The organism is Serratia montpellierensis, assembly GCF_020858655.1.
In the GTDB taxonomy this organism is placed as follows: domain Bacteria; phylum Pseudomonadota; class Gammaproteobacteria; order Enterobacterales; family Enterobacteriaceae; genus Serratia; species Serratia montpellierensis.
Window position 1 is genome coordinate 179199 of record NZ_VOSN01000018.1, and the last position, 25697, is coordinate 204895.

Consider the following 25697-nt stretch of genomic DNA (forward strand, 5'->3'; position numbering starts at 1 on the left):
CCGCGGGGTTACAGCGAGCTGTCGAGGCTGATTTCGTCCAATGACAGGCTGAAGCTGGGAATGAACACGTCCATGAAATAGTCCATTTCCGGGCTGCGGCGCTGTTCCAGGGTTTTATCCAGCCGCGCCTTGGCCAGGGTGAATTCGTTGTTGCCGGCAGAGAGTTCCTCCAGGCATTTCAGGTAGGCACACAGCGCGTCCGCCTGCTTGACCACCTGCTTTTCATCTTCACTGTAGTAGTGCTCATCGAGAATGGTGCGAAAATCGTTGCGCAGCTCCGCAGGGATCATGTCCAGCAGCTTTTGCTGGGCGATCTTTTCGATCTTCTTGTATTCGTGGGCGATCTGCGGATTGTAGTACTTGATCGGCGTCGGCATGTCGCCGGTGATCACTTCGCTGGCGTCGTGATACATCGCCAACAGCGCAACGCGGTCGGCATTGAGGTTGCCGTTGAATTTGCGGTTCTTGATCACTGCCAACGCATGGGCGACAAAGGCCACCTGCAGACTGTGTTCGGAGACGTTCTCGGTACGCACGTTGCGCATCAGTGGCCAGCGGTTGATCAGTTTCAGGCGGGACAGATGGGCGAAGAAATGGCTCTGGCTCATGGTGCTCTCTTTAACGGCAAGTGAGGGCCCCATTGTGAAGCAGTGACGGCGAATTTTGCAACCGGGCAATGAGAGAAGGGCGCAGCAAGGCGCTGCGCCCCAGGCGATTACTGGTGGTAACCTTCCAGGAAGCGGCCCAGCTTGCCGACCGCCATTTCCAGTTCGTCTACGCGCGGCAGGGTGACGATACGCACGTGATCCGGGTAAGGCCAGTTGAACGCGGAGCCTTGCACCAGCAGCACTTTTTCCTGCAGCAGCAGATCCAGCACCAGCTTCTGGTCGTCGTGGATGTTGAAGCGCTTGGCGTCGATGCGCGGGAACATATACAGCGCGCCCTGTGGCTTCACGCAAGAGACGCCCGGGATATCGTTGAGCAGTTCCCAGGTGCGATTGCGCTGTTCGTACAGCCGGCCGCCGGGCTGAATGAATTCGCTGATGCTCTGATAACCGCCCAGCGCGGTTTGAATGGCGTGCTGCATCGGCACGTTGGCGCACAGGCGCATCGAAGCCAGCATCTCCAGCCCTTCGATATAGCCTTTGGCGTGCTTCTTCGGCCCGTTCAGCACCATCCAGCCCTGACGGAAGCCCGCCACGCGGTAGGTTTTCGATAGGCCGTTGAAGGTCACGGTCAGCAGATCCGGCGCCAGTGCGGCGATCGAGTGGTGCTCGGCGTCGTCGTACAGGATCTTGTCGTAGATCTCGTCGGCGAAGATGATCAGGTTGTGTTGACGGGCGATCTCGACGATCTGTTCCAGCAACGCTTTGCTGTAAACCGCGCCGGTCGGGTTGTTCGGGTTGATGATCACGATGCCGCGAGTGCGCGGGGTGATCTTGCTGATGATGTCGTCCAGATCCGGGAACCAGCCGGCCTGCTCATCGCACAGGTAGTGCACGGCCTTGCCGCCGGACAGCGATACCGCGGCGGTCCACAGCGGGTAGTCCGGCGCCGGCACCAGCATTTCGTCGCCGCTGTTGAGCAACGCCTGCATGGATTGGACGATCAGCTCCGAGACGCCGTTGCCAATGTAGATATCCTCAACGGTCACGTCACGCATGTTGCGCGCCTGGTAGTGCTGCATGATCGCTTTACGCGCCGAGAAGAGGCCTTTGGAATCGGAGTAGCCTTGCGCCGTGGGCAGATTGCGGATCACGTCGACCAGGATTTCGTCCGGGGCGTCGAAACCGAACGGGGCAGGGTTGCCGATGTTCAGTTTCAGGACTTTGTTGCCTTCTTCTTCAAGACGTTTAGCTTCTTTAAGCACCGGGCCGCGAATGTCATAGCAGACGTTGTCCAGTTTGCTGGATTTCTCAATGGGGGACATAAAAAGTTGAGCCTTTTGCTGGGATAGGGGCGCTCCTACCGTGGGACGCCGCAACTCGCCCAATGTACTCCTGGCGTAGTTGCTTTTGAAGGGTTTTGCACGCCTTTGGTGCAAATGCATGTCGTAACGGGGGATTTTAGTTATGATAAGCAAAGGTAAAGTTATTTTGTGGTTCATAATTTCATGAACTATAATTTTACTAGGGTTTTGTTCTGATAAATCCCGCATCGATAAACGCGACGTGCCGGCGATCGCGGCCGGCAGCAGTGAACTGATAAGCCGAAAGGGAGAATAGGCTTCAATAAACTGTAAAGGAACGATAATACCGGAGTAGTCTGATAGCGGGGTGCCGGTTCGCGCACCACACTAAGGAAAATGACATATTTACATTAGCTTTACTTTATATTTTACCTTAAGCATTGTTTATGTGGTTATAAGATTATTATTTAAAGCAAAAATCTTACTGATTGAATTTATTAAATTCATTGAGTAGTAACACGAAGTCGGTACCGTTAATTATTTATCTTTTTTGCTCTGGAATGCAGTCTGAAGGCCGGTTGATAAGGGTTCTCAGTAGCACGAATGGAGTGGAAATTAGGCAGTATGAATGAGTAAAATCTCAGGTTCGGTGGGGGTTTTCCCTTTTCACCGGTATTCAGCCCCCCGCGTTCTATAAGCAGCATCGATAGATCGCATTTTAAAAAGCGATAGAGGTAACGAATCATAAGTAATTTTTTTGCCCTCCACTTATGAGTGGGGTACTGTCATAACAGGCTCCGTCCTTTTCAACGGCGTCTGAGAAACACACCAGGGTAGTAGTTCGTAAATTAGAATTTAAAAAAGTGAAGAATACACTATGACAACTGCAAATCGTCCGATACTTAATCTCGACCTCGATCTGCTAAGAACCTTTGTTGCGGTTGCTGATTTGAATACCTTTGCGGCGGCGGCTGTCGCCGTATGCCGTACTCAATCAGCCGTCAGTCAACAAATGCAGCGATTAGAGCAACTGGTCGGCAAAGAACTGTTTGCCCGCCATGGGCGTAACAAACTCCTGACTGAGCATGGTATTCAGCTTCTCGGTTATGCCAGGAAGATCCTGCGCTTTAACGACGAAGCCTGTACCTCGCTGATGTACAACAATATTAAAGGTGTTCTGACCATCGGCGCTTCCGACGACACCGCCGATACCATTCTGCCTTTCCTGTTGAACCGCGTGACCGCCATCTATCCAAAGTTGGCCATTGACGTGCGCGTAAAGCGCAGCACGACGATGGTCGATCTGCTGGAAGAGGGCGAGATCGATCTGGCGGTGACCACGGCCGATCCGGCCGGACATCCTCATATCGTGCTGCGCACATCGCCGACGCTGTGGTACTGCGCCGCCGATTACCACTATCAGGCGGGCGAACCGATCCCGTTGGTGGTGATGGATGAGCCAAGCCCGTTCCGCGCGCTGGCGATCAAACAGTTGGACGAAGCCGGTATCCCGTGGCGCATCGCCTACGTCGCCTCCACGCTGTCCGCGGTGCGGGCGGCCTGTAAGGCCGGCCTGGGCGTGACCGCGCGGCCGATCGAGATGATGAGCCCCGATCTGCGGGTGCTGGGGGCGGTGGAAGGTTTGCCGCCGCTGCCGGATACCCAGTATGCGCTGTGCAAAAACGCGCAGTGCAGCAATGAGCTGGCGATGGCCATCTTCAGCGCAATGCAGGGCGGCAATGACGGTTATGGCTTCAACGGCGCGGAAAACGGTCTCCAGGGCGATCAGGATGACGCCAGCCTGGTGGACGAAGAAGAATAACGCCGCGGCGTTAGATCTGATGAAAACCTCTGCTTCGGCGGAGGTTTTTTTTTGTCCTTTTTTTGGCGATTTTTACTGTTATAGGGATTTAATGACGATTTTGTTATGAGTTGGCTGTTTTATTAACTTTTAAGCGTTACTGAAAAGAGAGTTTGGCCGGGTTTAAGACGTTGAGTTTGTTTTTTGAGCAATGAGATTGAATGGGTTAAAGGCATGGTAATAGCAGGGTTATTTTGTTAGCTTATAGCGGCCGTTTTTGCGGCTTAATTTGAGGAAAATTGTTAAAGGGCCACACTTTTTTTGAGGATTTATGCTGAAAACGTGTCCTGGATCAAAAAAATACCCCTAGGTAGTGAGTGGAAGAACAGGGAATTCCTGAGACAATGGTATAGTAAAACTGAAATGTGCATGTTGGTTTATATCTATCTGTTTCTACACAAAAATTAACTGACACGATTTAGCCTGTCCCTGGCGCATCAAATGTTAATCAAATGATACGTATGTAAACTAGTGTGTAGATACTTTTGTCAAAGTTGACAAAAGGTTATAGAAAGGAGTAAAAAGCCCACAGAAAAACGCTGCCTAACTCGCTGTAAAAGCAGTTTGTTTGTGTGGTTATTTATCCTTCCCTTAAATCGATGTGGCGCACTAACTGCCGGTGACAAGAGCAGTGCGATCGACGCCACTTTTGATGAGTAAGCATAGAGTATGTCAACAACCACTGAAGTTATCGCTCATCACTGGGCGCTCGCCGTATTTCTCGTCGTGGCTATCGGGCTCTGCGGCTTAATGCTGCTGGGTGCGTTCTTCTTGGGCGGGAGAGCCCGGGCGCGCGCCAAACACACCCCGTTTGAATCAGGCATCGACTCGGTCGGTACGGCGCGCATGCGCTTGTCCGCCAAGTTCTACCTGGTGGCCATGTTCTTCGTTATTTTCGACGTTGAAGCCTTATACCTGTACGCCTGGTCGGTCTCGGTTCGCGAGAGCGGTTGGGTAGGCTTTATCGAAGCCGCCATTTTCATTTTGGTGCTATTGGCCGGTCTGGTTTATCTGGTGCGCATCGGCGCGTTGGATTGGACTCCGGCGCGTTCCCAACGCCGCAGCAAACCGAGCACGATCACTAACACCAACAGTCATCCGCAGTAACAGCGAGGCATTAAGATGGACTATACGCTCACCCGCATAGACCCGAACGGTGAGAACGACCGTTATCCCCTGCAAAAACAGGAGATCGTCGCCGATCCCCTGGAACAACAGGTCCACCGCACGGTTTACATGGGTAAACTCGAACATGCGCTGCATGACATGGTGAACTGGGGGCGTAAAAACTCTATTTGGCCGTATAACTTCGGCCTTTCGTGCTGTTACGTGGAGATGGTGACGTCGTTTACCGCCGTTCACGACGTGGCGCGTTTCGGTGCGGAAGTACTGCGCGCCTCCCCGCGTCAGGCTGACCTGATGGTGGTGGCCGGTACCTGTTTCACCAAGATGGCCCCGGTCATCCAACGCCTGTACGAGCAGATGCTGGAGCCTAAGTGGGTGATCTCGATGGGCGCCTGCGCCAACTCCGGCGGCATGTACGACATCTATTCCGTGGTGCAGGGCGTGGACAAGTTCCTGCCGGTCGATGTGTACATTCCCGGCTGTCCGCCGCGTCCGGAAGCCTACATGCAAGCGCTGATGCTGCTGCAGGAATCCATCGGCAAAGAACGTCGCCCGCTGTCGTGGGTTGTCGGCGATCAGGGCGTTTACCGCGCCAATATGCAGTCTGAAAGAGAGCGTAAACACGGCGAGCGCATCGCGGTGACCAACCTCCGGACGCCTGACGAGATTTAAGACGTTCATTTAACGTCCATCTTAGTGCGCTATTGGTTAACACAGCGAAAAGTGAAACTTGCGGCGAATAACCCTTTAGTGTGGTGAAAAAAAATTATGACAGATTTGACGACGCACGACGCCTTGCCTGCCTGGCAGACCCGAGATCACCTTGACGACCCGGTGATCGGCGAACTGCGCAACCGTTTTGGGCCGGAAGCCTTTACTGTTCAGGCCACCCGTACCGGCATGCCTGTGGTATGGGTTAAACCTGACCAGTTGCTGGAAGTAATGACGTTCCTGAGAAAACAGCCGAAGCCGTATGTCATGCTGTTCGATCTGCATGGCGTGGACGAACGTCTTCGCACCCACCGCGACGGCCTGCCCGCTGCGGATTTCTCCGTTTTCTACCATCTGATTTCCATCGAACGCAACCGCGACATCATGCTGAAGGTGGCGCTGTCTGAAAAAGACCTGCATGTGCCGACGGCGACCAAGGTGTTCCCGAACGCCAACTGGTACGAGCGCGAAACCTGGGAGATGTTCGGCATCACCTTCGACGGCCACCCGCACCTGTCGCGCATCATGATGCCGCAGACCTGGGAAGGGCACCCGTTGCGTAAGGACTACCCGGCGCGCGCCACCGAATTCGATCCTTTCGTGTTGACCAAGCAGAAAGAAGATCTGGAGATGGAAGCGCTGACCTTCAAGCCGGAAGACTGGGGCATGAAGCGCGGCACCGAGAACGAAGACTTCATGTTCCTCAACCTCGGCCCGAACCACCCGTCCGCGCACGGTGCGTTCCGCATCATTCTGCAGTTGGACGGCGAAGAGATCGTCGACTGCGTGCCGGATATAGGCTATCACCACCGTGGCGCCGAGAAGATGGGCGAGCGTCAATCCTGGCACAGCTACATTCCGTACACCGACCGTATCGAGTACCTCGGCGGCTGTGTGAACGAAATGCCTTACGTGCTGGCGGTCGAGAAGCTGGCCGGCATCAAGGTGCCTGAGCGCGTCGACACCATCCGCGTGATGCTGTCCGAGTTGTTCCGCATCAACAGCCACCTGCTGTACATCTCCACCTTCATTCAGGACGTCGGCGCGATGACCCCGGTGTTCTTCGCCTTTACCGACCGTCAGAAAATCTACGATCTGGTGGAAGCGATCACCGGTTTCCGTATGCACCCGGCCTGGTTCCGCATCGGCGGCGTCGCGCACGATCTGCCGCGCGGCTGGGATCGTCTGCTGCGTGAATTCCTCGACTGGATGCCGAAGCGTCTGGACTCCTACGTGAAAGCGGCGCTGAAGAACAGCATCCTGAAAGGCCGTTCCATCGGCGTAGCGTCTTACAACGCCAAAGAAGCGCTGGAGTGGGGCGTGACCGGTGCCGGCCTGCGTGCCACCGGCGTCGAGTTCGATGTGCGTAAATGGCGTCCTTACTCCGGCTATGAGAACTTCGACTTCGAAGTGCCGGTGGGCGATGGCAACAGCGACTGCTACACCCGCGTGATGCTGAAGGTGGAAGAGCTGCGCCAGAGCCTGCGCATCCTCGAACAGTGCCTGAACAACATGCCGGAAGGCCCGTTCAAGGCCGATCACCCGCTGACCACGCCGCCGCCGAAAGAGCGTACGCTGCAGCACATTGAAACGCTGATCACCCACTTCCTGCAGGTTTCCTGGGGCCCGGTGATGCCAGCCAACGAATCATTCCAGATGATTGAAGCCACCAAAGGGATCAACAGCTACTACCTGACCAGCGACGGCAGCACCATGAGCTACCGCACCCGGGTACGTACGCCGAGCTTTGCGCACCTGCAGCAGATCCCATCGGTCATCCGAGGCAGCCTGGTTTCCGACCTGATCGTCTATCTGGGTAGTATCGATTTTGTAATGTCAGATGTGGACCGCTAACTATGCACTCTCAAAAAGACAATCACGCAGTCAATGATGCGCTCGAGCCCATCAATGCAGCCGCTCCTCAGAGCGGCGTTGATGCATTTGTACTGAGCGCGGAAGAACGTGATGCGATCGAGCACGAAAAGCACCATTACGAGGATCCGCGCGCCGCTTCCATCGAAGCACTGAAAATTGTGCAGAAGCAGCGCGGCTGGGTTCCGGACGGTGCGATTTACGCCATCGCGGAAGTGCTGGGCATCCCCGCCAGCGACGTAGAAGGCGTGGCCACGTTCTACAGCCAGATTTTCCGTCAGCCAGTAGGACGTCACGTGATCCGTTATTGTGACAGCGTTGTTTGTCACATCACCGGTTACCAGGGCATTCAGGCCGCTATCGAGAAGAAGCTGAACATCAAACCGGGTCAAACCACCTTTGATGGCCGCTTCACGCTGCTGCCGACCTGCTGTCTGGGCAACTGCGATAAAGGGCCGACCATGATGATTGATGAGGACACTCACAGTCAGCTGAAGCCTGAAGATATCGAGACGCTACTGGAGCAGTATCAATGACCAAGCACATTGTACGCACTCCCGAAACGCATCCGCTGACCTGGCGTCTGCGCGATGACAAGCAGCCGCTGTGGCTGGACGAATACCGCAGTAAAAACGGCTATGCCGGCGCAGAAAAGGCCCTCAAAGGCCTGGCCCCGGACGAGATCGTCGGCCTGGTGAAAGACTCCGGGCTGAAGGGCCGCGGCGGCGCGGGCTTCTCCACCGGTTTGAAGTGGAGCCTGATGCCGAAGGACGAATCCATGAACATCCGTTACCTGCTGTGTAACGCCGATGAGATGGAGCCGGGCACCTATAAAGACCGTCTGCTGATGGAGCAGCTGCCGCATCTGCTGGTGGAAGGCATGCTGATCTCCGCGTTCGCGCTGAAAGCCTACCGCGGCTACATCTTCCTGCGCGGCGAGTACATCGAAGCGGCAGCGCACCTGCGTCGCGCCATCGCGGAAGCCACCGAAGCCGGCTATCTGGGCAAGAACATTCTCGGCACCGGATTTGATTTCGAGCTGATCGTGCACACCGGCGCCGGCCGTTACATCTGCGGCGAAGAAACTGCGCTGATCAACTCGCTGGAAGGCCGCCGCGCCAACCCGCGTTCCAAGCCGCCATTCCCGGCCAGCGCCGGCGTCTGGGGTAAGCCGACCTGCGTTAATAACGTCGAAACCCTGTGCAACGTGCCGGCCATTCTGGCGAACGGCGTGGAGTGGTACACCGGCATCTCCGGCAGTGAAGACAAAGGCACCAAGCTGATGGGCTTCTCCGGCCGGGTGAAAAATCCGGGCGTCTGGGAACTGCCATTCGGCACCACCGCGCGCGAGATCCTGGAAGACTACGCCGGCGGCATGCGCGACGGTCTGCGTTTCAAAGCCTGGCAGCCGGGCGGTGCGGGGACCGACTTCCTGACCGCCGATCACCTCGACCTGCCGATGGAATACGGCGCGATCGGCAAAGCCGGCAGCCGTCTCGGCACCGCGCTGGCGATGGCGGTAGACCACGAGATTGGCATGGTGCCGCTGGTGCGCAACCTGGAAGAGTTCTTCGCTCGCGAGTCCTGCGGCTGGTGTACGCCATGCCGCGACGGCCTGCCGTGGAGCGTGAAGATCCTGCGTGCGTTGGAGAACGGCGAAGGGCAGCCGGGGGATATCGAAACCCTCGAACAGCTGTGCCGTTCCCTCGGCCCGGGCAAAACCTTCTGCGCCCACGCGCCAGGTGCCGTAGAGCCACTGCAAAGCGCGATTAAATATTTCCGTGAAGAGTTCGAGGCGGGTATCGCCGTGCAGCACTTCGGCAACGCCCATGCGATTGGCGGCATTCAGCCGAACAATCTGCTGAAGCAGCGCTGGTAAGCCGAACTCGCCCGAACACGGCCAGAATTTTTGATTAACGCCTGCCGCAAGGCAGGCCACTTGGAAGCATGCTGACTATGGCTACGATTCATGTAGACGGCAAAGAGTATGAGGTAGACGGAGCGGACAACCTGCTGCAGGCTTGTCTTTCCCTCGGGCTTGATATTCCTTACTTTTGCTGGCATCCGGCGCTGGGAAGCGTCGGCGCTTGCCGCCAATGTGCGGTAAAGCAATACCAAAACGCGGAAGATACGCGCGGCCGTTTGGTGATGTCCTGTATGACCCCGGCATCCGATGGCACCTTCATCTCCATCGATGACGGCGAAGCGAAGCAGTTCCGTGAAAGCGTGGTCGAGTGGTTGATGACCAACCACCCGCACGACTGCCCGGTTTGTGAAGAAGGCGGTAACTGTCACCTGCAGGATATGACGGTAATGACCGGCCACAGCTTCCGCCGCTACCGCTTCACCAAGCGTACCCACAACAACCAGGAGCTGGGGCCGTTTATCTCGCACGAGATGAACCGCTGCATCGCCTGCTACCGCTGCGTGCGTTACTACAAAGACTATGCGGACGGCACCGACTTCGGCGTGTACGGCGCGCACGACAACGTCTACTTCGGTCGCCCGGAAAGCGGCACGCTGGAAAGCGAGTTCTCCGGCAACCTGGTGGAAGTGTGCCCGACCGGCGTATTCACCGACAAAACGCACTCCGAACGCTACAACCGTAAATGGGACATGCAGTTCGCGCCGAGCATTTGCCAGCAGTGCAGCATCGGCTGTAACACCAGCCCGGGCGAACGCTATGGCGAGCTGCGCCGTATCGAAAACCGTTACAACGGCAGCGTGAACCACTACTTCCTGTGCGACCGCGGTCGTTTCGGTTACGGCTACGTCAACCAGAAAGATCGTCCGCGTCAACCGCAGCAGCTGCGCGGCGATGACTGGATCACCCTGAACGCCGAGCAGGCGATGCAGGGCGCGGCGGACATCCTGCGTCAGGCGAAGAAAACCATCGGCATCGGCTCCCCGCGCGCCAGCCTAGAAAGCAACTTCGCACTGCGCGAGCTGGTCGGCGCCGAGAACTACTACACCGGTATCGCTCAGGCAGAGCAATCACGCCTGGCGCTGATGCTGAACGTGCTGAAAAACGGCGGCGTCCATACGCCGGCGCTGCGTGAGATCGAAGATTACGACGCAGTGCTGGTGCTGGGCGAAGACCTGACGCAAACCGGTGCGCGTATCGCGCTGTCCGTGCGCCAGGCCGTCAAGGGGAAAGCTCGCGCGATGGCGGCGGCGCAACGCGTGGCCGACTGGCAGATCGCGGCGGTGCAGAACATCGGTCAGCACGCCAAGTACCCGCTGTTCACTACTAACGTCGACAACACCCGCCTGGACGACATCGCCGCCTGGAACTACCGCGCGCCGGTGGACGAGCAGGCACGCTTCGGCTTCGCCATCGCGCACGCGCTGGATAGCGCAGCGCCGGCGGTGAACGATCTGGCCGACGGCCTGAACAAGAAAGTCGATATCATCGTGCAGGCGCTGACCGGCGCACGCAAACCGCTGATCGTGACCGGCAGCAACGCCGGCAGCGAAGCCATCATCGAAGCGGCGGCCAACATCGCCAAAGCGTTGAAGGGCCGCGGTTCCGATGTCGGCATCACCTTCGTGGCGGGCGCTGCCAACAGCATGGGCCTGGCGATGATCGGCGGCGGTTCGCTCGATCAGGCGCTGGAACAGCTGGCGAGCGGCGCAGCCGACACCGCCATCGTGATGGAAAACGATCTCTATCGTCATGCGCCGGCGGCGCAGGTGGACGCAGCGTTGGCCAAGGTCAACAACCTGATCGTCGCCGACCACCAGCGCACCGCGATCATGGACAAAGCCAACCTGATCCTCTCCTCGGCCAGCTTCGCCGAGAGCGACGGTACGCTGATCAACCAGGAAGGCCGCGCGCAGCGCTTCTTCCAGGTATACGATCCGGCTTACTACGACGACGCCAAGAAGAATCAGTTCACCGTGATGTTGGAAAGCTGGCGCTGGATGCACTCGCTGCACTCTACCTACACCAGCCGCCACGTGGACTGGACCCAGCTCGATGACGTGATCGCCGCTTGCGTTGCCGCGTTGCCGCAGCTGCAGGGCATCGTCGACGCCGCGCCGGACGCGACTTTCCGCATCCGCGGTCAGAAGCTGGCGCGTTCGCCGCACCGCTCCAGCGGCCGTACCGCCATGCGCGCCAACATCAGCGTGCACGAGCCGCGTCAGCCGCAGGATAAAGACACCATGTTTGCCTTCTCGATGGAAGGGAACAACAGCCCGCTGGCCGATCGTCAGCAGATCCCGTTCGCTTGGGCGCCAGGCTGGAACTCACCGCAGGCATGGAACAAGTTCCAGGCCGAAGTGGGCGGCAAACTGCGCCACGGCGATCCGGGTGTGCGCCTGATCGAAGCGGGGGAGGGCAGCCTCGGTTACTTCGACCGCGTGCCGGCCGCGTTCAACCCGGTCGACGGCTGGCGTGTCGCGCCGTACTACCACCTGTTCGGCAGCGATGAAATGTCGCAGCGCTCTCACGTGATCCAGCAGCGCATGCCGGAAGCTTACGTGATGGTCAACCCGGCCGACGCGGCGACGCTTGGCGTCAACGCGGGCAGCCTGGTGGAGTTCAGCTGTGCGGGCCAGACCCTGCGTCTGCCGGTGCGTCTGAGTGAAACCCTGACCCAGGGCCAGGTTGGTTTGCCGCTCGGCTTGCCAGGGATCCCGCCGATCTTGGTGGGTGCTAAGGTAGACAATCTGCGGGAGGCGGCACGATGAGCTGGTTTACCCCTGAGGTGATCGACATTCTGATCGCCATTCTTAAAGCGGTCGTGATCCTGTTGGTGGTCGTGGCGTGCGGGGCATTCATGAGCTTCGGCGAACGCCGCCTGCTCGGCCTGTTCCAGAACCGCTACGGACCGAACCGCGTAGGCTGGGGCGGCTCGCTGCAGCTGGTCGCCGACATGATCAAAATGTTCTTCAAGGAAGACTGGGTACCGAGATTCTCCGACCGGGTGATCTTCACTCTGGCGCCGATGATCGCCTTTACTTCCCTGTTGCTGGCATTTGCCATCGTTCCGGTCAGCCCGACCTGGGCGGTGTCCGATCTCAACATCGGTATTCTGTTCTTCCTGATGATGGCCGGCCTGGCGGTGTACGCCGTGCTGTTCGCCGGATGGTCGAGCAACAACAAATACTCGCTGTTGGGCGCGATGCGCGCCTCCGCGCAAACCCTGAGCTACGAAGTGTTCATCGGCCTGTCGCTGATGGGCGTGGTGATGCAGGCGGATTCGTTCAACATGCAGGCCATCGTTGAATCCCAGGCGCACGTCTGGAACGTCATCCCGCAGTTCTTCGGCTTCGTGACCTTCGCGATCGCCGGCGTGGCGGTGTGTCACCGTCACCCGTTTGACCAGCCGGAAGCCGAGCAGGAACTGGCCGACGGTTACCACATCGAATATTCCGGCATGAAGTTCGGTCTGTTCTTCGTGGGGGAATACATCGGTATCGTCACCGTGTCCGCCCTGATTGTGACGTTGTTCTTCGGCGGTTGGCAGGGTCCGTTCCTGCCGCCATTCATCTGGTTCGCGTTGAAAACGGCCTTCTTCATGATGATGTTCATCCTGATCCGTGCCGCGCTGCCGCGCCCGCGTTATGACCAGGTGATGTCCTTCGGCTGGAAAGTGTGCCTGCCGTTGACGCTGCTGAACCTGCTGGCAACCGCCGCGGTCATTTTGTACAACGCTCAATAAGGGGTGAATAAACCATGACATTGAAAGAGTTAGTGGTTGGTTTCGGCACCCAGGTGCGCAGCATTTGGATGATTGGCATGCATGCCTTCGCCAAGCGCGAAACCCAGATGTATCCGGAAGAACCGGTTTACCTGCCGCCGCGCTACCGTGGTCGCATCGTGCTGACGCGCGATCCGGACGGCGAAGAGCGCTGCGTCGCCTGTAACCTGTGTGCGGTTGCCTGCCCGGTCGGCTGTATCTCGCTGCAAAAAGCAGAGCAGAAAGACGGCCGTTGGTATCCGGAGTTCTTCCGCATCAACTTCTCGCGCTGCATTTTCTGTGGCCTGTGCGAAGAGGCTTGCCCGACTACCGCTATCCAGCTGACGCCGGATTTCGAACTGGGTGAGTACAAGCGTCAGGATCTGGTGTACGAAAAAGAAGATCTGTTGATCTCGGGGCCGGGTAAATATCCGGAATATAACTTCTACCGGATGGCCGGTATGGCGATTGACGGCAAAGCCAAAGGCGAAGCCGAAAACGAAGCCAAACCGATCGACGTCAAAGGTCTGTTGCCCTAAGGAGCCAGCAAGCATGGAAATTGCATTTTACCTGGCAGGTTTGATTGCGGTGGCCGCGACGATTCGCGTGATCACCCATACCAACCCTGTGCATGCGCTGCTGTATCTGATCGTCTCGTTATTGGCGATCTCGGCAGTCTTCTTCTCTCTCGGCGCCTACTTTGCCGCCGCGTTGGAAATCATCGTCTATGCGGGCGCCATTATGGTGCTGTTCGTGTTCGTGGTGATGATGCTGAACCTCGGCAACGTGCAGCAGCAAGAGCGCGACTGGATGAAGCCGACGGTGTGGATCGGACCTGGCCTGCTGTCGCTGGCGCTGCTGGTGGTGCTGATTATCGCTATTCGCAGCGTATCCGATCAGGGTATCAGCGGCGAGATGGTCGACGCGAAGGCGGTGGGCATCAGCCTGTTCGGGCCTTACGTACTGGCGGTTGAGCTGGCTTCAATGCTGCTGCTGGCAGGTTTGGTTGTCGCCTTCCATATCGGCCGCGAACACAAGCCTGGCGAGGTGCTGAGCAACGCGCCGGCGAGTGGCGAAATGGCGAGAAGAAAATCGGAGGAGCAAGCATGATCCCTCTTCAACACGGCCTGATCCTGGCGGCTATCCTGTTTGTGCTCGGGCTGACCGGGCTGCTGGTGCGCCGCAACCTGCTGTTTATGCTGATCAGCCTGGAAGTGATGATCAACGCTGCGGCGTTGGCGTTTATCGTGGCGGGAAGCTACTGGGGCCAGGCGGACGGGCAGGTGATGTACATCCTGGCGATCAGCCTGGCGGCAGCCGAGGCCAGTATCGGCCTGGCGCTGCTGCTGCAGCTCTACCGTCGTCGTCATACCCTGAATATTGATACTGTCAGTGAGATGCGCGGATGAACCTATTATATTTAACAATTCTGCTACCGCTGATCGGGTTCCTGCTGTTGGCATTTTCCCGCGGTCGTTGGTCTGAGAACACGGCGGCCACCGTCGGCGTGGGCTCTATCGGCCTGGCTGCGCTGGTCACGGTGTATGTGGCGATGGATTTCCTCGCCCAGAAAGCCGCCGGCGTGCAGCTGTTCGAGCAAAGCCTGTGGACCTGGATGGCCGTCGGCAACTTCAATATCGGCGTGACCCTGGTGCTGGACGGCCTGTCGCTGACCATGCTGTCGGTGGTCACCGGCGTCGGCTTCTTCATCCACATGTTCGCTTCCTGGTACATGCGCGGTGAAGAGGGCTATTCGCGCTTCTTCGCTTACACCAACCTGTTTATCGCCAGCATGGTGGTATTGGTGCTGGCGGACAACCTGCTGCTGATGTATCTGGGTTGGGAAGGCGTGGGCCTGTGCAGCTACCTGTTGATCGGTTTCTACTACAAAGATCCGGCCAACGGCGCGGCGGCGATGAAAGCCTTTATCGTGACCCGCGTGGGCGACGTGTTCCTGGCGTTCGCACTGTTCATCCTCTACAACGAGCTGGGCACGCTGAACATCCGCGAGCTGATGATCCTGGCGCCGCAGAAACTGGCGGTGGGCGACACGGCCATCACCTGGGCGACCCTGATGCTGCTGGGCGGCGCGGTCGGTAAATCGGCGCAGTTGCCGTTGCAAACCTGGTTGGCGGACGCGATGGCGGGCCCAACCCCGGTTTCCGCACTGATCCACGCGGCGACCATGGTGACCGCGGGCGTCTATCTGATCGCCCGTACGCACGGCCTGTTCTTGATGGCGCCGGAAGTGCTGCACCTGGTGGGCATCGTCGGTGCGGTCACTCTGCTGCTGGCCGGCTTCGCCGCGCTGGTGCAGACCGACATCAAGCGCGTGCTCGCTTACTCCACCATGAGCCAGATCGGTTACATGTTCCTGGCGCTGGGCGTGCAGGCATGGGACGCGGCGATCTTCCACCTGATGACCCACGCGTTCTTCAAGGCGCTATTGTTCCTGTCGTCTGGTTCGGTGATCCTGGCTTGCCACCACGAGCAAAACATCTTCAAGATGGGCGGCCTGCGCAAGAGCATCCCGCTGGTGTACGTCTGCTTCCTGGTGGGTGGCGCTGCGCTGTCTGCGTTGCCGCTGGTCACGGCCGGCTTCTTCAGTAAGGACGAGATCCTGGCGGGCGCGATGGCCAACGGCCACATCAACCTGATGGTGGCCGGCCTGGTCGGCGCGTTCATGACCTCGCTGTACACCTTCCGTATGATTTTCATCGTGTTCCATGGCGAAGAGAAAATCAAAGCGCATGCCGGTAAAGGCATCACTCACCACCTGCCGCTGCTGGTTCTGCTGGTGCTGTCCACCTTCGTCGGCGCGATGATCGTGCCGCCGTTGCAGGGCGTGCTGCCGGATACGACCGAGCTGGCGCACGGCAGCGTGCTGACGCTTGAAATCACCTCCGGCGTGGTGGCTATCGTCGGCATTCTGCTGGCGGCCGCGCTGTGGCTGGGCAAACGTAGCCTGGTCAACAGCATCGCCAACAGCGCGCCGGGGCGCTTCTTCTCGACCTGGTGGTTCCATGCCTGGGGCTTCGACTGGCTGTATGACAAAGTGTTCGTCAAGCCGTACCTGGGCATTGCGAAGCTGCTGCAGCGCGATCCGCTGAACTCGCTGATGAACCTGCCGGCCGTCTTCTCCCGCTGGGGGAACCGCGGTCTGACGGTGAGCGAGAACGGTCAGGTGCGTTGGTATATAGCGTCTATGGGTGTGGGTGCAGTGGTCGTATTGGCTCTGTTGATTTTGGTTTAATTGAATAATTTAAACAGACGCATTTTTCGGGCGTAGCGCCGGGCAGGCGCTACGTACAAAGTTTGAAATTATTCGTATAAGGGACACAAAACGCCATGCTATTACCTTGGCTAATTCTTATCCCCTTTATCGGCGGTCTGCTGTGCTGGCAGCTTGAGCGCTTCGGTACTAAGGTGCCGCGCTGGATAGCGCTGATCGCAATGGGGCTGACGTTGGCGCTCTCTCTGCAGCTGTGGATGCAGGGCGGCTATACATTGACCACGCCGAAAGGCATTCCGCAGTGGCAGAGCGAATTCCTGCTGCCGTGGATCCCGCGCTTCGGCATCTCCATCCACCTGGCGCTGGACGGTCTGTCGCTGCTGATGGTGGTGTTGACCGGTCTGCTGGGCGTGCTGGCGATCCTCTGTTCCTGGCGTGAAATCCAGAAGTATCAGGGCTTCTTCCACCTCAACCTGCTGTGGATCCTGGGCGGCGTTATCGGCGTGTTCCTCGCCATCGACATGTTCCTGTTCTTCTTCTTCTGGGAAATGATGTTGGTGCCGATGTACTTCCTGATCGCGCTGTGGGGGCACAAGGCGTCGGACGGTAAAACCCGTATCACCGCGGCGACCAAGTTCTTCATCTACACCCAGGCCAGCGGTCTGGTGATGCTGATTGCAATCCTGGGCCTGGTGTTCGTGCACTACAACGCCACCGGCGTGTGGACCTTCGATTACGAAGACCTGCTGCAAACGCCGATGTCCCACAACGTGCAATATCTGCTGATGCTGGGCTTCTTCATCGCCTTCGCGGTGAAAATGCCGGTGGTGCCGCTGCACGGCTGGTTGCCGGACGCGCACAGCCAGGCACCGACCGCAGGTTCCGTCGACCTGGCGGGCATCTTGCTGAAAACCGCGGCCTACGGCCTGCTGCGTTTCAGCCTGCCGCTGTTCCCTGAGGCTTCGCAGGAGTTTGCGCCAATCGCCATGTGGCTGGGCGTGATCGGCATCTTCTACGGCGCCTGGATGGCGTTCGCGCAGACCGACATCAAGCGTCTTATCGCCTACACCTCGGTATCGCACATGGGCTTCGTGCTGATCGCCATCTACACCGGCAGCCAGCTGGCTTACCAGGGTGCGGTTATCCAGATGATCGCGCACGGCCTGTCCGCCGCCGGTATGTTTATCATCTGCGGCCAGCTGTATGAGCGTCTGCATACCCGTGACATGCGTCAGATGGGCGGCCTGTGGGGGCGTATCAAGTTCATCCCTGCGCTGTCGCTGTTCTTCGCCGTGGCTACGCTGGGGATGCCGGGTACCGGTAACTTCGTCGGCGAATTCATGATTCTGTTCGGCAGCTACCAGGTGGTACCGGTGATCACCGTGATCTCCACCTTCGGTCTGGTGTTCGCTTCGGTTTACTCGCTGATCATGATGCAGCGCGCTTACTACGGTGCGCCTAAATCCGACCAGCCGCTGCAGGGCATGACCGCGCGCGAGCTGTTCATCATTCTGCTGCTGGTGGTGTTGCTGGTTCTGCTGGGGGTTTACCCGCAGCCGATTCTGGATACTTCCAACGCGGCGATGAGCAACGTGCAACACTGGTTTGGTTCGTCAGTTTCAGCAATTTCAACAACAAGGCCGTAATTCGCCATGACAATAACTCCTCAACAACTGATCGCACTGCTGCCGCTGTTGATCGTCGGATTGACGGTGGTGGTTGTGATGCTAGGCATTGCGTGGCGACGCGACCACTTTATCAACGCCACCCTGACCGTGATCGGTCTCAACCTGGCGCTGCTTTCGCTGTACTTTGTCGGCCAGGCAGGCCCAATGGACGTCACCCCGCTGTTGCGGGTTGACGGTTACTCGATGTTCTACACCGGGCTGGTGCTGCTGGCGAGCCTGGCGACCTGCACCTTCGCCTATCCGTGGCTGGTCGGCTATCCGGATAACCGCGAAGAGTTCTACCTGCTGGTGTTGATCGCCGCCATGGGGGGCATCCTGCTGGCGAGCGCCAACCATCTGGCTTCGCTGTTCATCGGTATCGAGCTGATCTCGCTGCCGCTGTTCGGCCTGGTGGGCTACGCCTACCGCCAGAAGCGCCCGCTGGAAGCCGCCATCAAGTACATGCTGCTGTCCGCCGCCGCGTCGTCGTTCCTGCTGTTCGGCATGGCGCTGCTGTACGCTGAATCCGGCGATCTGTCGCTGGCCGGCCTCGGCAAGAGCCTGCAGGAAAACATGATGCACCAGCCGCTGATCCTGGCCGGTATGGGCATGATGATCGTCGGTCTGGGCTTCAAGCTGTCGCTGGTGCCGTTCCAACTGTGGACGCCGGACGTGTATCAGGGCGCGCCTGCGCCGGTCTCGACCTTCCTGGCGACCGCCAGCAAGATTGCGATCTTCGCGGTCGTGATGCGTCTGTTCCTGTATGCCCCGGCCGCCGACAACGAAGCGCTGCGCATGGTGCTGTCGATCATCGCGTTCTGCTCTATCTTGTTCGGTAACCTGATGGCCATCAGCCAGACCAACATCAAGCGTCTGCTGGGCTACTCGTCGATCGCTCACCTGGGCTACCTGCTGGTGGCGCTGATTGCGGTGCAAACCCATCAGCTGTCGCTGGAAACCGCCGGCGTTTACCTGGCCGGTTACCTGTTCAGCAGCCTGGGCGCCTTCGGCGTGGTCAGCCTGATGTCCAGCCCGTACCGCGGCCCGGATGCGGATTCGCTGTTCTCTTACCGTGGTCTGTTCTGGCACAAGCCAATCTTGTCCGCGGTGATGACGGTGATGATGCTGTCGCTGGCCGGTATCCCGATGACGCTGGGCTTTATCGGTAAGTTCTTCGTGATCGCGATGGGCGTCAGCGCACACCTGTGGTGGCTGACCGGCGCAGTCGTGGTAGGCAGCGCCATCGGCCTGTACTACTACCTGCGCGTGACCGTCAGCCTGTTCCTCAGCGCGCCGGAATCGCTGCAGCGCGATACCCCGAACAACTGGGCGTTGACCGCCGGTGGCGTCGTGGTGCTGATTTCCGCCGCGCTGGTGCTGCTGTTGGGTGTCTATCCGCAGCCGCTGATTTCGCTGGTGCAGATGGCACAGCCGACGTTCTGATAATGCTTCAGACGGTAAAAAGGTCGCTTCGGCGACCTTTTTTTATGGGGAAGCGGCACTCAGCCGTAATGGGCGCTAAACGATGTTTCCAGCGCCTGCACCACCGCGCGCACGCGGGCGGCGCGTTGCAAATCGGGGTGCAACACCAGCCAGATATCCACCCAGTCTTTGTTCTCCGGGAACAGGCGCACCAGCTCCGGGTCTTTGTCCGCCAAAAAAACGGAGAGCAGGCCGATGCCCAGCCCGCTGCGGGTGGCGGAACGTAACAACAGCTGCGAATTGCATTGCAGCACGACATTGGGCTCGTGCAGAGTCTCGCCGCAGAAATTACTCCAGTGGCGCGGCACCAGTTCGCGCGGGAACATCAACAGATCGTGGCCGCGCAGCTGCTCGCCCCTGACCGGCATGCCGCGCCGCGCCAAATAGTGCCGGGTGGCGTACAGGCCCATTTCGATGGTGGCTAAGCGTTTGATGATCAGCTCATCGTCATCGGGGCGGGCGCCGCGGATCGCCAGATCCGCACTGTGGTAAGCGATATCGGTGATGTCCAGTGCCGTCAGCAGCGTGACGGTGATGGCCGGATAGCGTTCCCGCAGATCTTGCAGTGCGGGCATCACGAAGGCTTCAGCCAGGGTATCGGTGGTGGCGATGCGCACGTGGCCGTGCAGGCTGTCATCGCCGCTGGCGGCTTTACGGTTGATCGCCTGCACCGCATTTTCCATCCTCATCACGTCCGCCAGCATTTCTTCCCCCAACGTGCTGAGTGCGAAGGATTTCGGCGTGCGGATAAACAGCTTGGAGCCGAGCGCATCTTCGAAAGCGGAGAGCCGTCGACCGACGGTCGCCTGATCGACATTCAGCTGGCTGGCGGCTTTGCGTAGCGTGCCACAGCGCGCAACGGCCAAAAAGAAGCGCGCGTCGTCCCAATTCATCATGCCATTTCCTCTCTGCAGATTTGTCGGCGCCGTGGGGCACAGGCCGAGCCAGGCGAATAATAACGGCTTCTATCATAAAGCGTTGTTCTGCCCGGGGGGAGAGAAAGACGGCTAGCGGCCTGCACATCGGCGGTTATTTCTCCGGTGATGCAAGAATGCATCAGGGTGATTCATTCTTGACGATACTTCGCTCGTCGCCGTAACGCTATGATAAGCGCCGTTCCCGGTCCGCCGGGTGAGGAAAGATGTCGATGGCAGGCCACCGTCTGCCGACTTTGGGAGTTGAAACATGTCAGAAAATACCGGCAGCCAGATCGCGGCGCCGCAAAATGCTCAGGCGTCGCACAGGGCCATTTTATGGTTCCTGGCGCTGGCTTTGATGTCGGCATTGCTGAACAGCAGCGCGCCGACGCCGCTTTATCCGCTGTATCAGCAGCAGTTTGCGCTGAGCTCCGTCAGCCTGACCGTCGTTTACGGCGCCTACGCCGCCGGCGTGCTGATCTCTTTGTTCGGCGTCGGTAATCTGGTCGGCAAAGTGAAGGATTTGCGCAGCATGATCGTGCCGGCATTGCTGGTGGTGTTGAGCGGTGCGCTGCTGTTCGCGCGGGCCGATACCTTTGTCATGATGCTCATGGCGCGGCTGCTGGCCGGGGTAGGTACCGGGGCGCTGACCGGTGCGGCGAACATTGCGTTGGTGCGGTATGGGCCGCGGGACGGCGGCAAAAATGCGGCGTTGATCGCGACGCTGTCCTTTACCACAGGGTTGGCGCTGGGCCCGATCTTCAGCGGCATCGCCTTGCAGACCGGCTTCCATCCCACGACGCTGCCATTCGTTTTCATCATGGTCATTGCCGCCGTGGGTGCGTTGGGCGTGATGTTCTCGTGGCCGCGTGGCGTGGTTACGGCGCCGAGCCATGTTGCGTCGGTCGAGACAGAAAAAAGCTCGCTGCTCGATGGCTTGCGCACCACCGGCGGTAAATTCTTTGTGTGTGCAGGGGCTTTATTTATCTGTTGGGCCCTGGCCGCCAGCATTTTGGCTATCGGTCCCAGCGTGGCGGAAACGCTGTTAGGCCTGCACGCTCGTGGCGTCTTTGGCTATGCGATTGCGGTGTATCTGTTGATCGCCGGTATCAGCCAGATCCTTAGCCGCCGCCTTAACGCCCGCCATTCGCTGTTGTTCGGTTGCCTGGCGCAGGTGCTGGCGGCGGTGGTATTCGCCACAGCGATCCAATGGCATTCACTGTGGCTGGCGGCTGTGGGGCTGGTGGTGGCCGGCTATGCTTACGGCGCCATTTTCGTCGGCAGCGCGACCCTGGTAAACCTGATTTCACCGCCGGCCAGCCATGCGCGTTTGCTTTCGCTGTTTTACGTTATCGCTTATATCGCCAACTGGGTGCCTATCGTGCTGGGCGTGGTGGTCGATCGCGTCGATCTGCGTCAGGCAACCCATTTGCTGTTCCTGGGCAGCACCGTGGTGTGCCTGTTGTTGGCATGGAAGACGGCTCGTGTAGGGTTCCCACGTTAATGATTTTGTGATTGAAGTCTCTTTTATTTAATTAATTATTCTTTAATTGCATTTATATTGTGATTTTAATCACATGAAATGACCGTCTTTCGGGTAAACTGCGCGCTTTCTTTTTGCCGCGGGTCACTTTATGAACGTTCTTTTCGCCATTGCCGTTACTACCGGGATCCTCTCCGGCGTTTGGGGCTGGGTTGCCGTCAGCCTGGGGCTGATCGGTTGGGCCGGTTTTCTCGGCTGCACGGCGTATTTCGCCTGCCCGCAGGGCGGGCTGAAAGGGCTGCTGATCGGCGCGTTGACCTGCTGCAGCGGCGTCTTCTGGGCAATGGCGATCATCCACGGCAGCGAACTGGCGCCGCAGTGGAATCTGCTGGGGTATCTGCTGACCGGCATCGTGGCGTTCCTGATGTGCATTCAGGCTAAACAACGGTGGCTGGGGTTTGTGCCCGGCACCTTTATCGGCGCCTGTGCGACCTTCGCCGGCGGCGGCGATTGGCCGCTGGTGACGCTTTCCCTGCTGGTGGGCCTGCTGTTCGGCTATACGATGAAAAACAGCGGTCTATGGTGGGCGGCGCGCAGCGAAAAAGCCCGCGCTACGCCGCCGATGGGCCCGAATGCCGGCTCAAACGGTGCCGCCGAGTGAGAGGCGGTAATGCAGATCGTGGCGCTCGGCGCAAGGTTCGCCCGCGATCCGCAACAGCAGCATTTCGGCGGCGGTTTTCCCCATGTCAAAGCGCGGCGTGATCACGCTGGCGATGCTCGGCGTGGTCGCCTGGCCAATATCCAGGCCGTGAAATCCCGATAACGCAACCTCCTGCGGCACGCGCACGCCGAGACGCAGGCAGGCCTGCAACACGCCCACCGCCAGATCGTCGTTGGTGCACAGGATACCGTCGAGCTGCGGGTAGCGTTCGCGCGCCATCGCCAGCATGTCGGCGCCGATCGAAACCGAAGAGACCCGATGCGGCGCGATCTGACGCGGCGTTTGCCCCTGAGCCGCCATGGCGCGGCAGTACCCCCGATAGCGTTTATTGTCGCGGGCGTCCGACATGGCGCCAAAGTAAACAATATGCCGTTTGCCGCTGGCGAGCAGCGCTTCGGTCATGTCATATCCCGCCTGTTCATTATCGAACCCCACCGCAATCCGCCCCGGCGGCGCGTCGAGATCCATCACCTGCGCGAGGGGGATTTTGGCGGCGCCGAGGTAGGTCTCTGCGCGCAAGGTATGCGCAGAATCGGTGAGGATCAGCCCGGCGATCGGGTAGCTCAACAGCTGTGCGATCTGCTCTTCTTCCCGTTGTGGGCTGTAATCGTAGTTCATCACCAGCGTTTGGTAACCCCGCGCTTGGGTAACGGATTCGATGCCGGCCAGCAGATCGGCGAAGATCTGGTTGTTGAAGGAGGGGACCAGCACGCCGAGACGCGGTTTTCTGCCGGCCTGTGCGGCATCGGCGCCGGTGACGTTCAGCTCCCGCATGACCTGCGCAATGCGTTCGGCGGTACCGGCCGCCACTTTTTCCGGCGTGCGCAGGAAGCGGCTGACGGTCATTTTGGTCACGCCGGCCAATTGTGCGATGTCCTGTAGCGTAACGCGGGGGTGTTTCATTCGGTGGCCTTCACGGGCGGCGCGGCAAGGGCGGATAGCGGTATGTTAACAAATCGATTTGGCGATAACAATGAATGCACCTCTATTGAAAATAGCCATTTTTCAATCGGATAGCTGATTTTTACCCGCGTGCTGCCTGCGTGAGATCACGTTAAGGGTAACAGGGTTTCGTAACATGATTTTCAGTGATTTCCATCACGTTTTTACCGGTAACAATCGGCTGAGATAGAGGCCTGTCCGATTGGAGGCCTGATGGCCGGGAATCACCATGAACAATCTGTTTTCACTGGATAATAAAATCGTCTTGATCACCGGCGCCTCGCGCGGCATCGGTTTTCTGCTGGCACGCGGCCTGGCGCAGCAAGGCGCACATATTCTGGTCAACGCCACCACCGAAGAACATGCCCGGCACGCCGCCGAGCGCCTGCGCGAAGAGGGCCTGCGTGCCGATGCGGCGGCGTTCGACGTCACCGATTCCCAGGCGGTGCATGCCGCCATCGACCGTATCGAAGCGGATATCGGTGCGATTGACGTCTTGATCAACAACGCCGGCATCCAGCGCCGCCACCCGTTCACCGAGTTTCCGGAGCAAGACTGGGACGACATCATCGCCGTCAACCAGAAGGCGGTCTTCATTGTGTCGCAAACCGTGGCGCGTTACATGGTGCCGCGCCGGCGCGGCAAGATAGTCAACATCGGCTCGATGCAAAGCGAGCTGGGGCGGGACACCATCACCCCTTATGCGGCGTCCAAGGGGGCGGTGAAAATGCTGACGCGCGGCATGTGCGTGGAGCTGGCACGCTACAACATTCAGGTCAACGGCATTGCCCCCGGCTATTTCAAAACCGAGATGACGCAGGCGCTGGCCGACGATCCGGCCTTCACCGCCTGGCTGACCCAACGCACACCCGCCGCGCGCTGGGGCGATCCGCAGGAGCTGATCGGCGCGGCGGTGTTCCTGGCCGCCGACGCCTCCGCCTTCGTCAACGGGCAGCTGCTGTTTGTCGATGGCGGCATGTCGGCGGCGGTGTAACCTTTTTTCGTGGAGTCTTGAGATGAAAATTCAAACCCAGTCCTGCGTGGTCAATGGCAAACGAGACGTGGCGGTGATCGCGCAAAAAGTGGATTACCGGGGGCAGGGAACGCTGGTGAAAATCAGCCGTGGCGGTATCTGCGGCTCGGATCTGCATTACTTTCAGGAAGGCAAGGTCGGCAATTTTCAGGTGCGTCAGCCGATGGTGCTGGGCCATGAGGTGATCGGCGAGGTGGTCGCCAGCGATTCACCGCGGCTGCCGGTCGGGCAGAAGGTGGCGCTCAATCCCAGCAAACCCTGCGGGCAGTGCAAATACTGTCTGGCGCAGCAAAGCAATCAATGCGTCGAGATGCGTTTTTTCGGCAGCGCGATGTATTTTCCGCACGTTGACGGCGCTTTTACCCAATACAAAGTGGTGGATAGCGCGCAGTGTGTCCCTTACGGCGCCGATCGCGACGACAGGGTGATGGTGTTCGCCGAACCGCTGGCGGTAGCGATACACGCAGCGAAACAGCCCGGCGACGTGACGGGAAAAAAGGTCTTCGTGTCCGGCGTTGGCCCGATCGGCTGCCTGCTGGTGGCGGCGCTGAAAGCGCTGGGCGCCGCCGAGATTGTCTGTGCCGATCTCAGCCCGCGCTGCCTGGCGATCGCCAGGCAAATGGGGGCCGGTCGGTGCCTGTATGCCGCGGACGACGATGTTAGCGATTATCAGCAGGACAAGGGGTATTTCGACGTCGCCTTCGAAGTGGCGGGGCACCCGCAGTCGCTGCAGCGCTGCCTGGAGATCACCCGCGCCAAAGGCACCGTGGTGCAGGTGGGCATGGGCGGCAGCTTCCCCGATTTCCCGCTGATGTTGTTGATCGCCAAGGAGTTGAACCTGCTCGGATCCTTCCGCTTCGTGGCGGAGTTTGCGCTGGCGGTGGCGTGGCTGGCCGACGGCGTGGTCGATCCGCTGCCGTTGCTGTCGGCGGAGTTCGCCAGTGGGCAGCTGGCGCAGGCGCTGGAGTTTGCCGGCGATAAGCGCCAGGCCGCCAAGGTGCAATTGGTGTTTTAGGGTAAAAGTCCGATGGCCGCAGGCGGCGATCCTTGTCTAT

Annotated in this window: 22 protein-coding genes; 18 read left to right on the plus strand and 4 right to left on the minus strand. The window is 59.0% G+C overall.

Translation table 11 applies throughout. From position 1 onward, the window contains the following. Window positions 1-8: 8 nt before the first annotated feature. Both yfbR and FUU19_RS19225 read right to left on the minus strand, forming a co-directional pair. Complete coding sequence (gene yfbR / locus FUU19_RS19220; RefSeq protein WP_025303666.1) at window positions 9-608, minus strand: 5'-deoxynucleotidase; 600 nt, start codon at window positions 606-608, stop codon at window positions 9-11. 107 nt (window positions 609-715) lie between these two features. Continuing rightward, a complete protein-coding gene (locus tag FUU19_RS19225) occupies window positions 716-1930 on the minus strand; it encodes a pyridoxal phosphate-dependent aminotransferase (RefSeq protein ID WP_025303665.1) in 1215 nt (404 codons plus the stop codon). 856 nt (window positions 1931-2786) lie between these two features. Between FUU19_RS19225 and lrhA the strand changes: the two genes are divergently transcribed. The 14 genes from lrhA to nuoN all read left to right on the plus strand — a co-directional run bounded on the left by lrhA (window position 2787) and on the right by nuoN (window position 19507). Continuing rightward, a complete protein-coding gene (gene lrhA / locus FUU19_RS19230; protein ID WP_197834071.1) occupies window positions 2787-3731 on the plus strand; it encodes a transcriptional regulator LrhA in 945 nt (314 codons plus the stop codon). Window positions 3732-4439: 708 nt separating this feature from the next. Beyond that, complete coding sequence (gene nuoA, locus FUU19_RS19235; RefSeq protein WP_025303663.1) at window positions 4440-4877, plus strand: NADH-quinone oxidoreductase subunit NuoA; 438 nt, start codon at window positions 4440-4442, stop codon at window positions 4875-4877. 15 nt (window positions 4878-4892) lie between these two features. Further along, entirely contained in the window at window positions 4893-5567 is a 675-nt protein-coding gene (locus FUU19_RS19240; protein WP_004936039.1) for a NuoB/complex I 20 kDa subunit family protein, read from the plus strand. A 96-nt stretch (window positions 5568-5663) separates the two neighbouring features. After that, a complete protein-coding gene (nuoC, locus tag FUU19_RS19245) occupies window positions 5664-7460 on the plus strand; it encodes an NADH-quinone oxidoreductase subunit C/D (protein ID WP_025303662.1) in 1797 nt (598 codons plus the stop codon). Between the two features lie 2 nt (window positions 7461-7462). Next, the gene (gene nuoE, locus FUU19_RS19250) at window positions 7463-8014 is read left to right on the plus strand and encodes an NADH-quinone oxidoreductase subunit NuoE (protein ID WP_141967590.1); all 552 of its coding nucleotides are present in this window, start codon (window positions 7463-7465) and stop codon (window positions 8012-8014) included. Continuing rightward, window positions 8011-9357, plus strand: coding sequence for an NADH-quinone oxidoreductase subunit NuoF (nuoF, locus tag FUU19_RS19255; protein WP_015378579.1), 1347 nt, complete (start codon window positions 8011-8013; stop codon window positions 9355-9357). The genes nuoE and nuoF overlap by 4 nt, the downstream gene beginning before the upstream one ends. Window positions 9358-9434: 77 nt before the next feature. Then, complete coding sequence (nuoG, locus tag FUU19_RS19260) at window positions 9435-12173, plus strand: NADH-quinone oxidoreductase subunit NuoG (protein WP_130017836.1); 2739 nt, start codon at window positions 9435-9437, stop codon at window positions 12171-12173. Then, on the plus strand, window positions 12170-13147 hold the full coding sequence (nuoH, locus tag FUU19_RS19265) for an NADH-quinone oxidoreductase subunit NuoH (RefSeq protein ID WP_004936022.1): 978 nt from the start codon (window positions 12170-12172) through the stop codon (window positions 13145-13147). The genes nuoG and nuoH overlap by 4 nt, the downstream gene beginning before the upstream one ends. Before the next feature lie 14 nt (window positions 13148-13161). After that, entirely contained in the window at window positions 13162-13704 is a 543-nt protein-coding gene (gene nuoI / locus FUU19_RS19270; RefSeq protein WP_025160170.1) for an NADH-quinone oxidoreductase subunit NuoI, read from the plus strand. A gap of 13 nt (window positions 13705-13717) precedes the next feature. After that, window positions 13718-14275, plus strand: coding sequence for an NADH-quinone oxidoreductase subunit J (nuoJ, locus tag FUU19_RS19275; RefSeq protein ID WP_197834072.1), 558 nt, complete (start codon window positions 13718-13720; stop codon window positions 14273-14275). Then, on the plus strand, window positions 14272-14574 hold the full coding sequence (nuoK, locus tag FUU19_RS19280; protein WP_004936014.1) for an NADH-quinone oxidoreductase subunit NuoK: 303 nt from the start codon (window positions 14272-14274) through the stop codon (window positions 14572-14574). The genes nuoJ and nuoK overlap by 4 nt, the downstream gene beginning before the upstream one ends. Further along, a complete protein-coding gene (gene nuoL, locus FUU19_RS19285) occupies window positions 14571-16418 on the plus strand; it encodes an NADH-quinone oxidoreductase subunit L (protein ID WP_043140059.1) in 1848 nt (615 codons plus the stop codon). Before nuoK ends, nuoL begins: the two co-directional genes overlap by 4 nt. A gap of 95 nt (window positions 16419-16513) precedes the next feature. After that, window positions 16514-18043 (plus strand): NADH-quinone oxidoreductase subunit M, encoded by a 1530-nt coding sequence (gene nuoM, locus FUU19_RS19290; RefSeq protein WP_202669895.1) that lies wholly within the window; start codon window positions 16514-16516, stop codon window positions 18041-18043. Between the two features lie 6 nt (window positions 18044-18049). Continuing rightward, window positions 18050-19507, plus strand: a complete 1458-nt coding sequence (gene nuoN, locus FUU19_RS19295; RefSeq protein WP_033635324.1) for an NADH-quinone oxidoreductase subunit NuoN — start codon at window positions 18050-18052, stop codon at window positions 19505-19507. Window positions 19508-19566: 59 nt separating this feature from the next. Here nuoN and FUU19_RS19300 read toward each other — a convergent pair whose 3' ends face one another. Further along, window positions 19567-20442: a LysR family transcriptional regulator gene (locus tag FUU19_RS19300; protein WP_230490652.1), complete on the minus strand. Its 876-nt coding sequence runs from the start codon at window positions 20440-20442 to the stop codon at window positions 19567-19569. A 289-nt stretch (window positions 20443-20731) separates the two neighbouring features. On the opposite strand from FUU19_RS19300, the gene FUU19_RS19305 reads away from it, so the two are divergent. Both FUU19_RS19305 and FUU19_RS19310 read left to right on the plus strand, forming a co-directional pair. Beyond that, a complete protein-coding gene (locus FUU19_RS19305) occupies window positions 20732-21967 on the plus strand; it encodes an MFS transporter (protein WP_230490653.1) in 1236 nt (411 codons plus the stop codon). A gap of 130 nt (window positions 21968-22097) precedes the next feature. After that, the gene (locus tag FUU19_RS19310) at window positions 22098-22607 is read left to right on the plus strand and encodes a DUF1097 domain-containing protein (protein ID WP_141967595.1); all 510 of its coding nucleotides are present in this window, start codon (window positions 22098-22100) and stop codon (window positions 22605-22607) included. Here FUU19_RS19310 and FUU19_RS19315 read toward each other — a convergent pair. After that, window positions 22587-23570, minus strand: coding sequence for a LacI family DNA-binding transcriptional regulator (locus FUU19_RS19315; RefSeq protein WP_141967597.1), 984 nt, complete (start codon window positions 23568-23570; stop codon window positions 22587-22589). The genes FUU19_RS19310 and FUU19_RS19315 overlap by 21 nt on opposite strands. A gap of 268 nt (window positions 23571-23838) precedes the next feature. On the opposite strand from FUU19_RS19315, the gene idnO reads away from it, so the two are divergent. Both idnO and idnD read left to right on the plus strand, forming a co-directional pair. Further along, a complete protein-coding gene (idnO, locus tag FUU19_RS19320) occupies window positions 23839-24603 on the plus strand; it encodes a gluconate 5-dehydrogenase (RefSeq protein WP_033635314.1) in 765 nt (254 codons plus the stop codon). A gap of 22 nt (window positions 24604-24625) precedes the next feature. Beyond that, the gene (gene idnD, locus FUU19_RS19325; RefSeq protein ID WP_141967599.1) at window positions 24626-25657 is read left to right on the plus strand and encodes an L-idonate 5-dehydrogenase; all 1032 of its coding nucleotides are present in this window, start codon (window positions 24626-24628) and stop codon (window positions 25655-25657) included. Window positions 25658-25697: the final 40 nt, after the last annotated feature.

What these genes read in the sequence shown, in the direction of transcription:
- nuoK (WP_004936014.1), top strand. Translation starts at nt 14,272, where the DNA reads ATGATCCCTCTTCAACACGGCCTGATCCTGGCGGCTATCCTGTTTGTG.
- lrhA (WP_197834071.1), top strand. Translation starts at nt 2,787, where the DNA reads ATGACAACTGCAAATCGTCCGATACTTAATCTCGACCTCGATCTGCTA.
- nuoH (WP_004936022.1), top strand. Translation starts at nt 12,170, where the DNA reads ATGAGCTGGTTTACCCCTGAGGTGATCGACATTCTGATCGCCATTCTT.
- FUU19_RS19315 (WP_141967597.1), bottom strand. Translation starts at nt 23,570, where the DNA reads ATGAAACACCCCCGCGTTACGCTACAGGACATCGCACAATTGGCCGGC.
- nuoJ (WP_197834072.1), top strand. Translation starts at nt 13,718, where the DNA reads ATGGAAATTGCATTTTACCTGGCAGGTTTGATTGCGGTGGCCGCGACG.
- nuoG (WP_130017836.1), top strand. Translation starts at nt 9,435, where the DNA reads ATGGCTACGATTCATGTAGACGGCAAAGAGTATGAGGTAGACGGAGCG.
- nuoM (WP_202669895.1), top strand. Translation starts at nt 16,514, where the DNA reads ATGCTATTACCTTGGCTAATTCTTATCCCCTTTATCGGCGGTCTGCTG.
- FUU19_RS19305 (WP_230490653.1), top strand. Translation starts at nt 20,732, where the DNA reads ATGTCAGAAAATACCGGCAGCCAGATCGCGGCGCCGCAAAATGCTCAG.
- nuoF (WP_015378579.1), top strand. Translation starts at nt 8,011, where the DNA reads ATGACCAAGCACATTGTACGCACTCCCGAAACGCATCCGCTGACCTGG.
- nuoL (WP_043140059.1), top strand. Translation starts at nt 14,571, where the DNA reads ATGAACCTATTATATTTAACAATTCTGCTACCGCTGATCGGGTTCCTG.
- idnD (WP_141967599.1), top strand. Translation starts at nt 24,626, where the DNA reads ATGAAAATTCAAACCCAGTCCTGCGTGGTCAATGGCAAACGAGACGTG.
- nuoA (WP_025303663.1), top strand. Translation starts at nt 4,440, where the DNA reads ATGTCAACAACCACTGAAGTTATCGCTCATCACTGGGCGCTCGCCGTA.
- idnO (WP_033635314.1), top strand. Translation starts at nt 23,839, where the DNA reads ATGAACAATCTGTTTTCACTGGATAATAAAATCGTCTTGATCACCGGC.
- FUU19_RS19225 (WP_025303665.1), bottom strand. Translation starts at nt 1,930, where the DNA reads ATGTCCCCCATTGAGAAATCCAGCAAACTGGACAACGTCTGCTATGAC.
- nuoN (WP_033635324.1), top strand. Translation starts at nt 18,050, where the DNA reads ATGACAATAACTCCTCAACAACTGATCGCACTGCTGCCGCTGTTGATC.
- FUU19_RS19240 (WP_004936039.1), top strand. Translation starts at nt 4,893, where the DNA reads ATGGACTATACGCTCACCCGCATAGACCCGAACGGTGAGAACGACCGT.
- nuoE (WP_141967590.1), top strand. Translation starts at nt 7,463, where the DNA reads ATGCACTCTCAAAAAGACAATCACGCAGTCAATGATGCGCTCGAGCCC.
- FUU19_RS19300 (WP_230490652.1), bottom strand. Translation starts at nt 20,442, where the DNA reads ATGATGAATTGGGACGACGCGCGCTTCTTTTTGGCCGTTGCGCGCTGT.
- nuoI (WP_025160170.1), top strand. Translation starts at nt 13,162, where the DNA reads ATGACATTGAAAGAGTTAGTGGTTGGTTTCGGCACCCAGGTGCGCAGC.
- yfbR (WP_025303666.1), bottom strand. Translation starts at nt 608, where the DNA reads ATGAGCCAGAGCCATTTCTTCGCCCATCTGTCCCGCCTGAAACTGATC.
- nuoC (WP_025303662.1), top strand. Translation starts at nt 5,664, where the DNA reads ATGACAGATTTGACGACGCACGACGCCTTGCCTGCCTGGCAGACCCGA.
- FUU19_RS19310 (WP_141967595.1), top strand. Translation starts at nt 22,098, where the DNA reads ATGAACGTTCTTTTCGCCATTGCCGTTACTACCGGGATCCTCTCCGGC.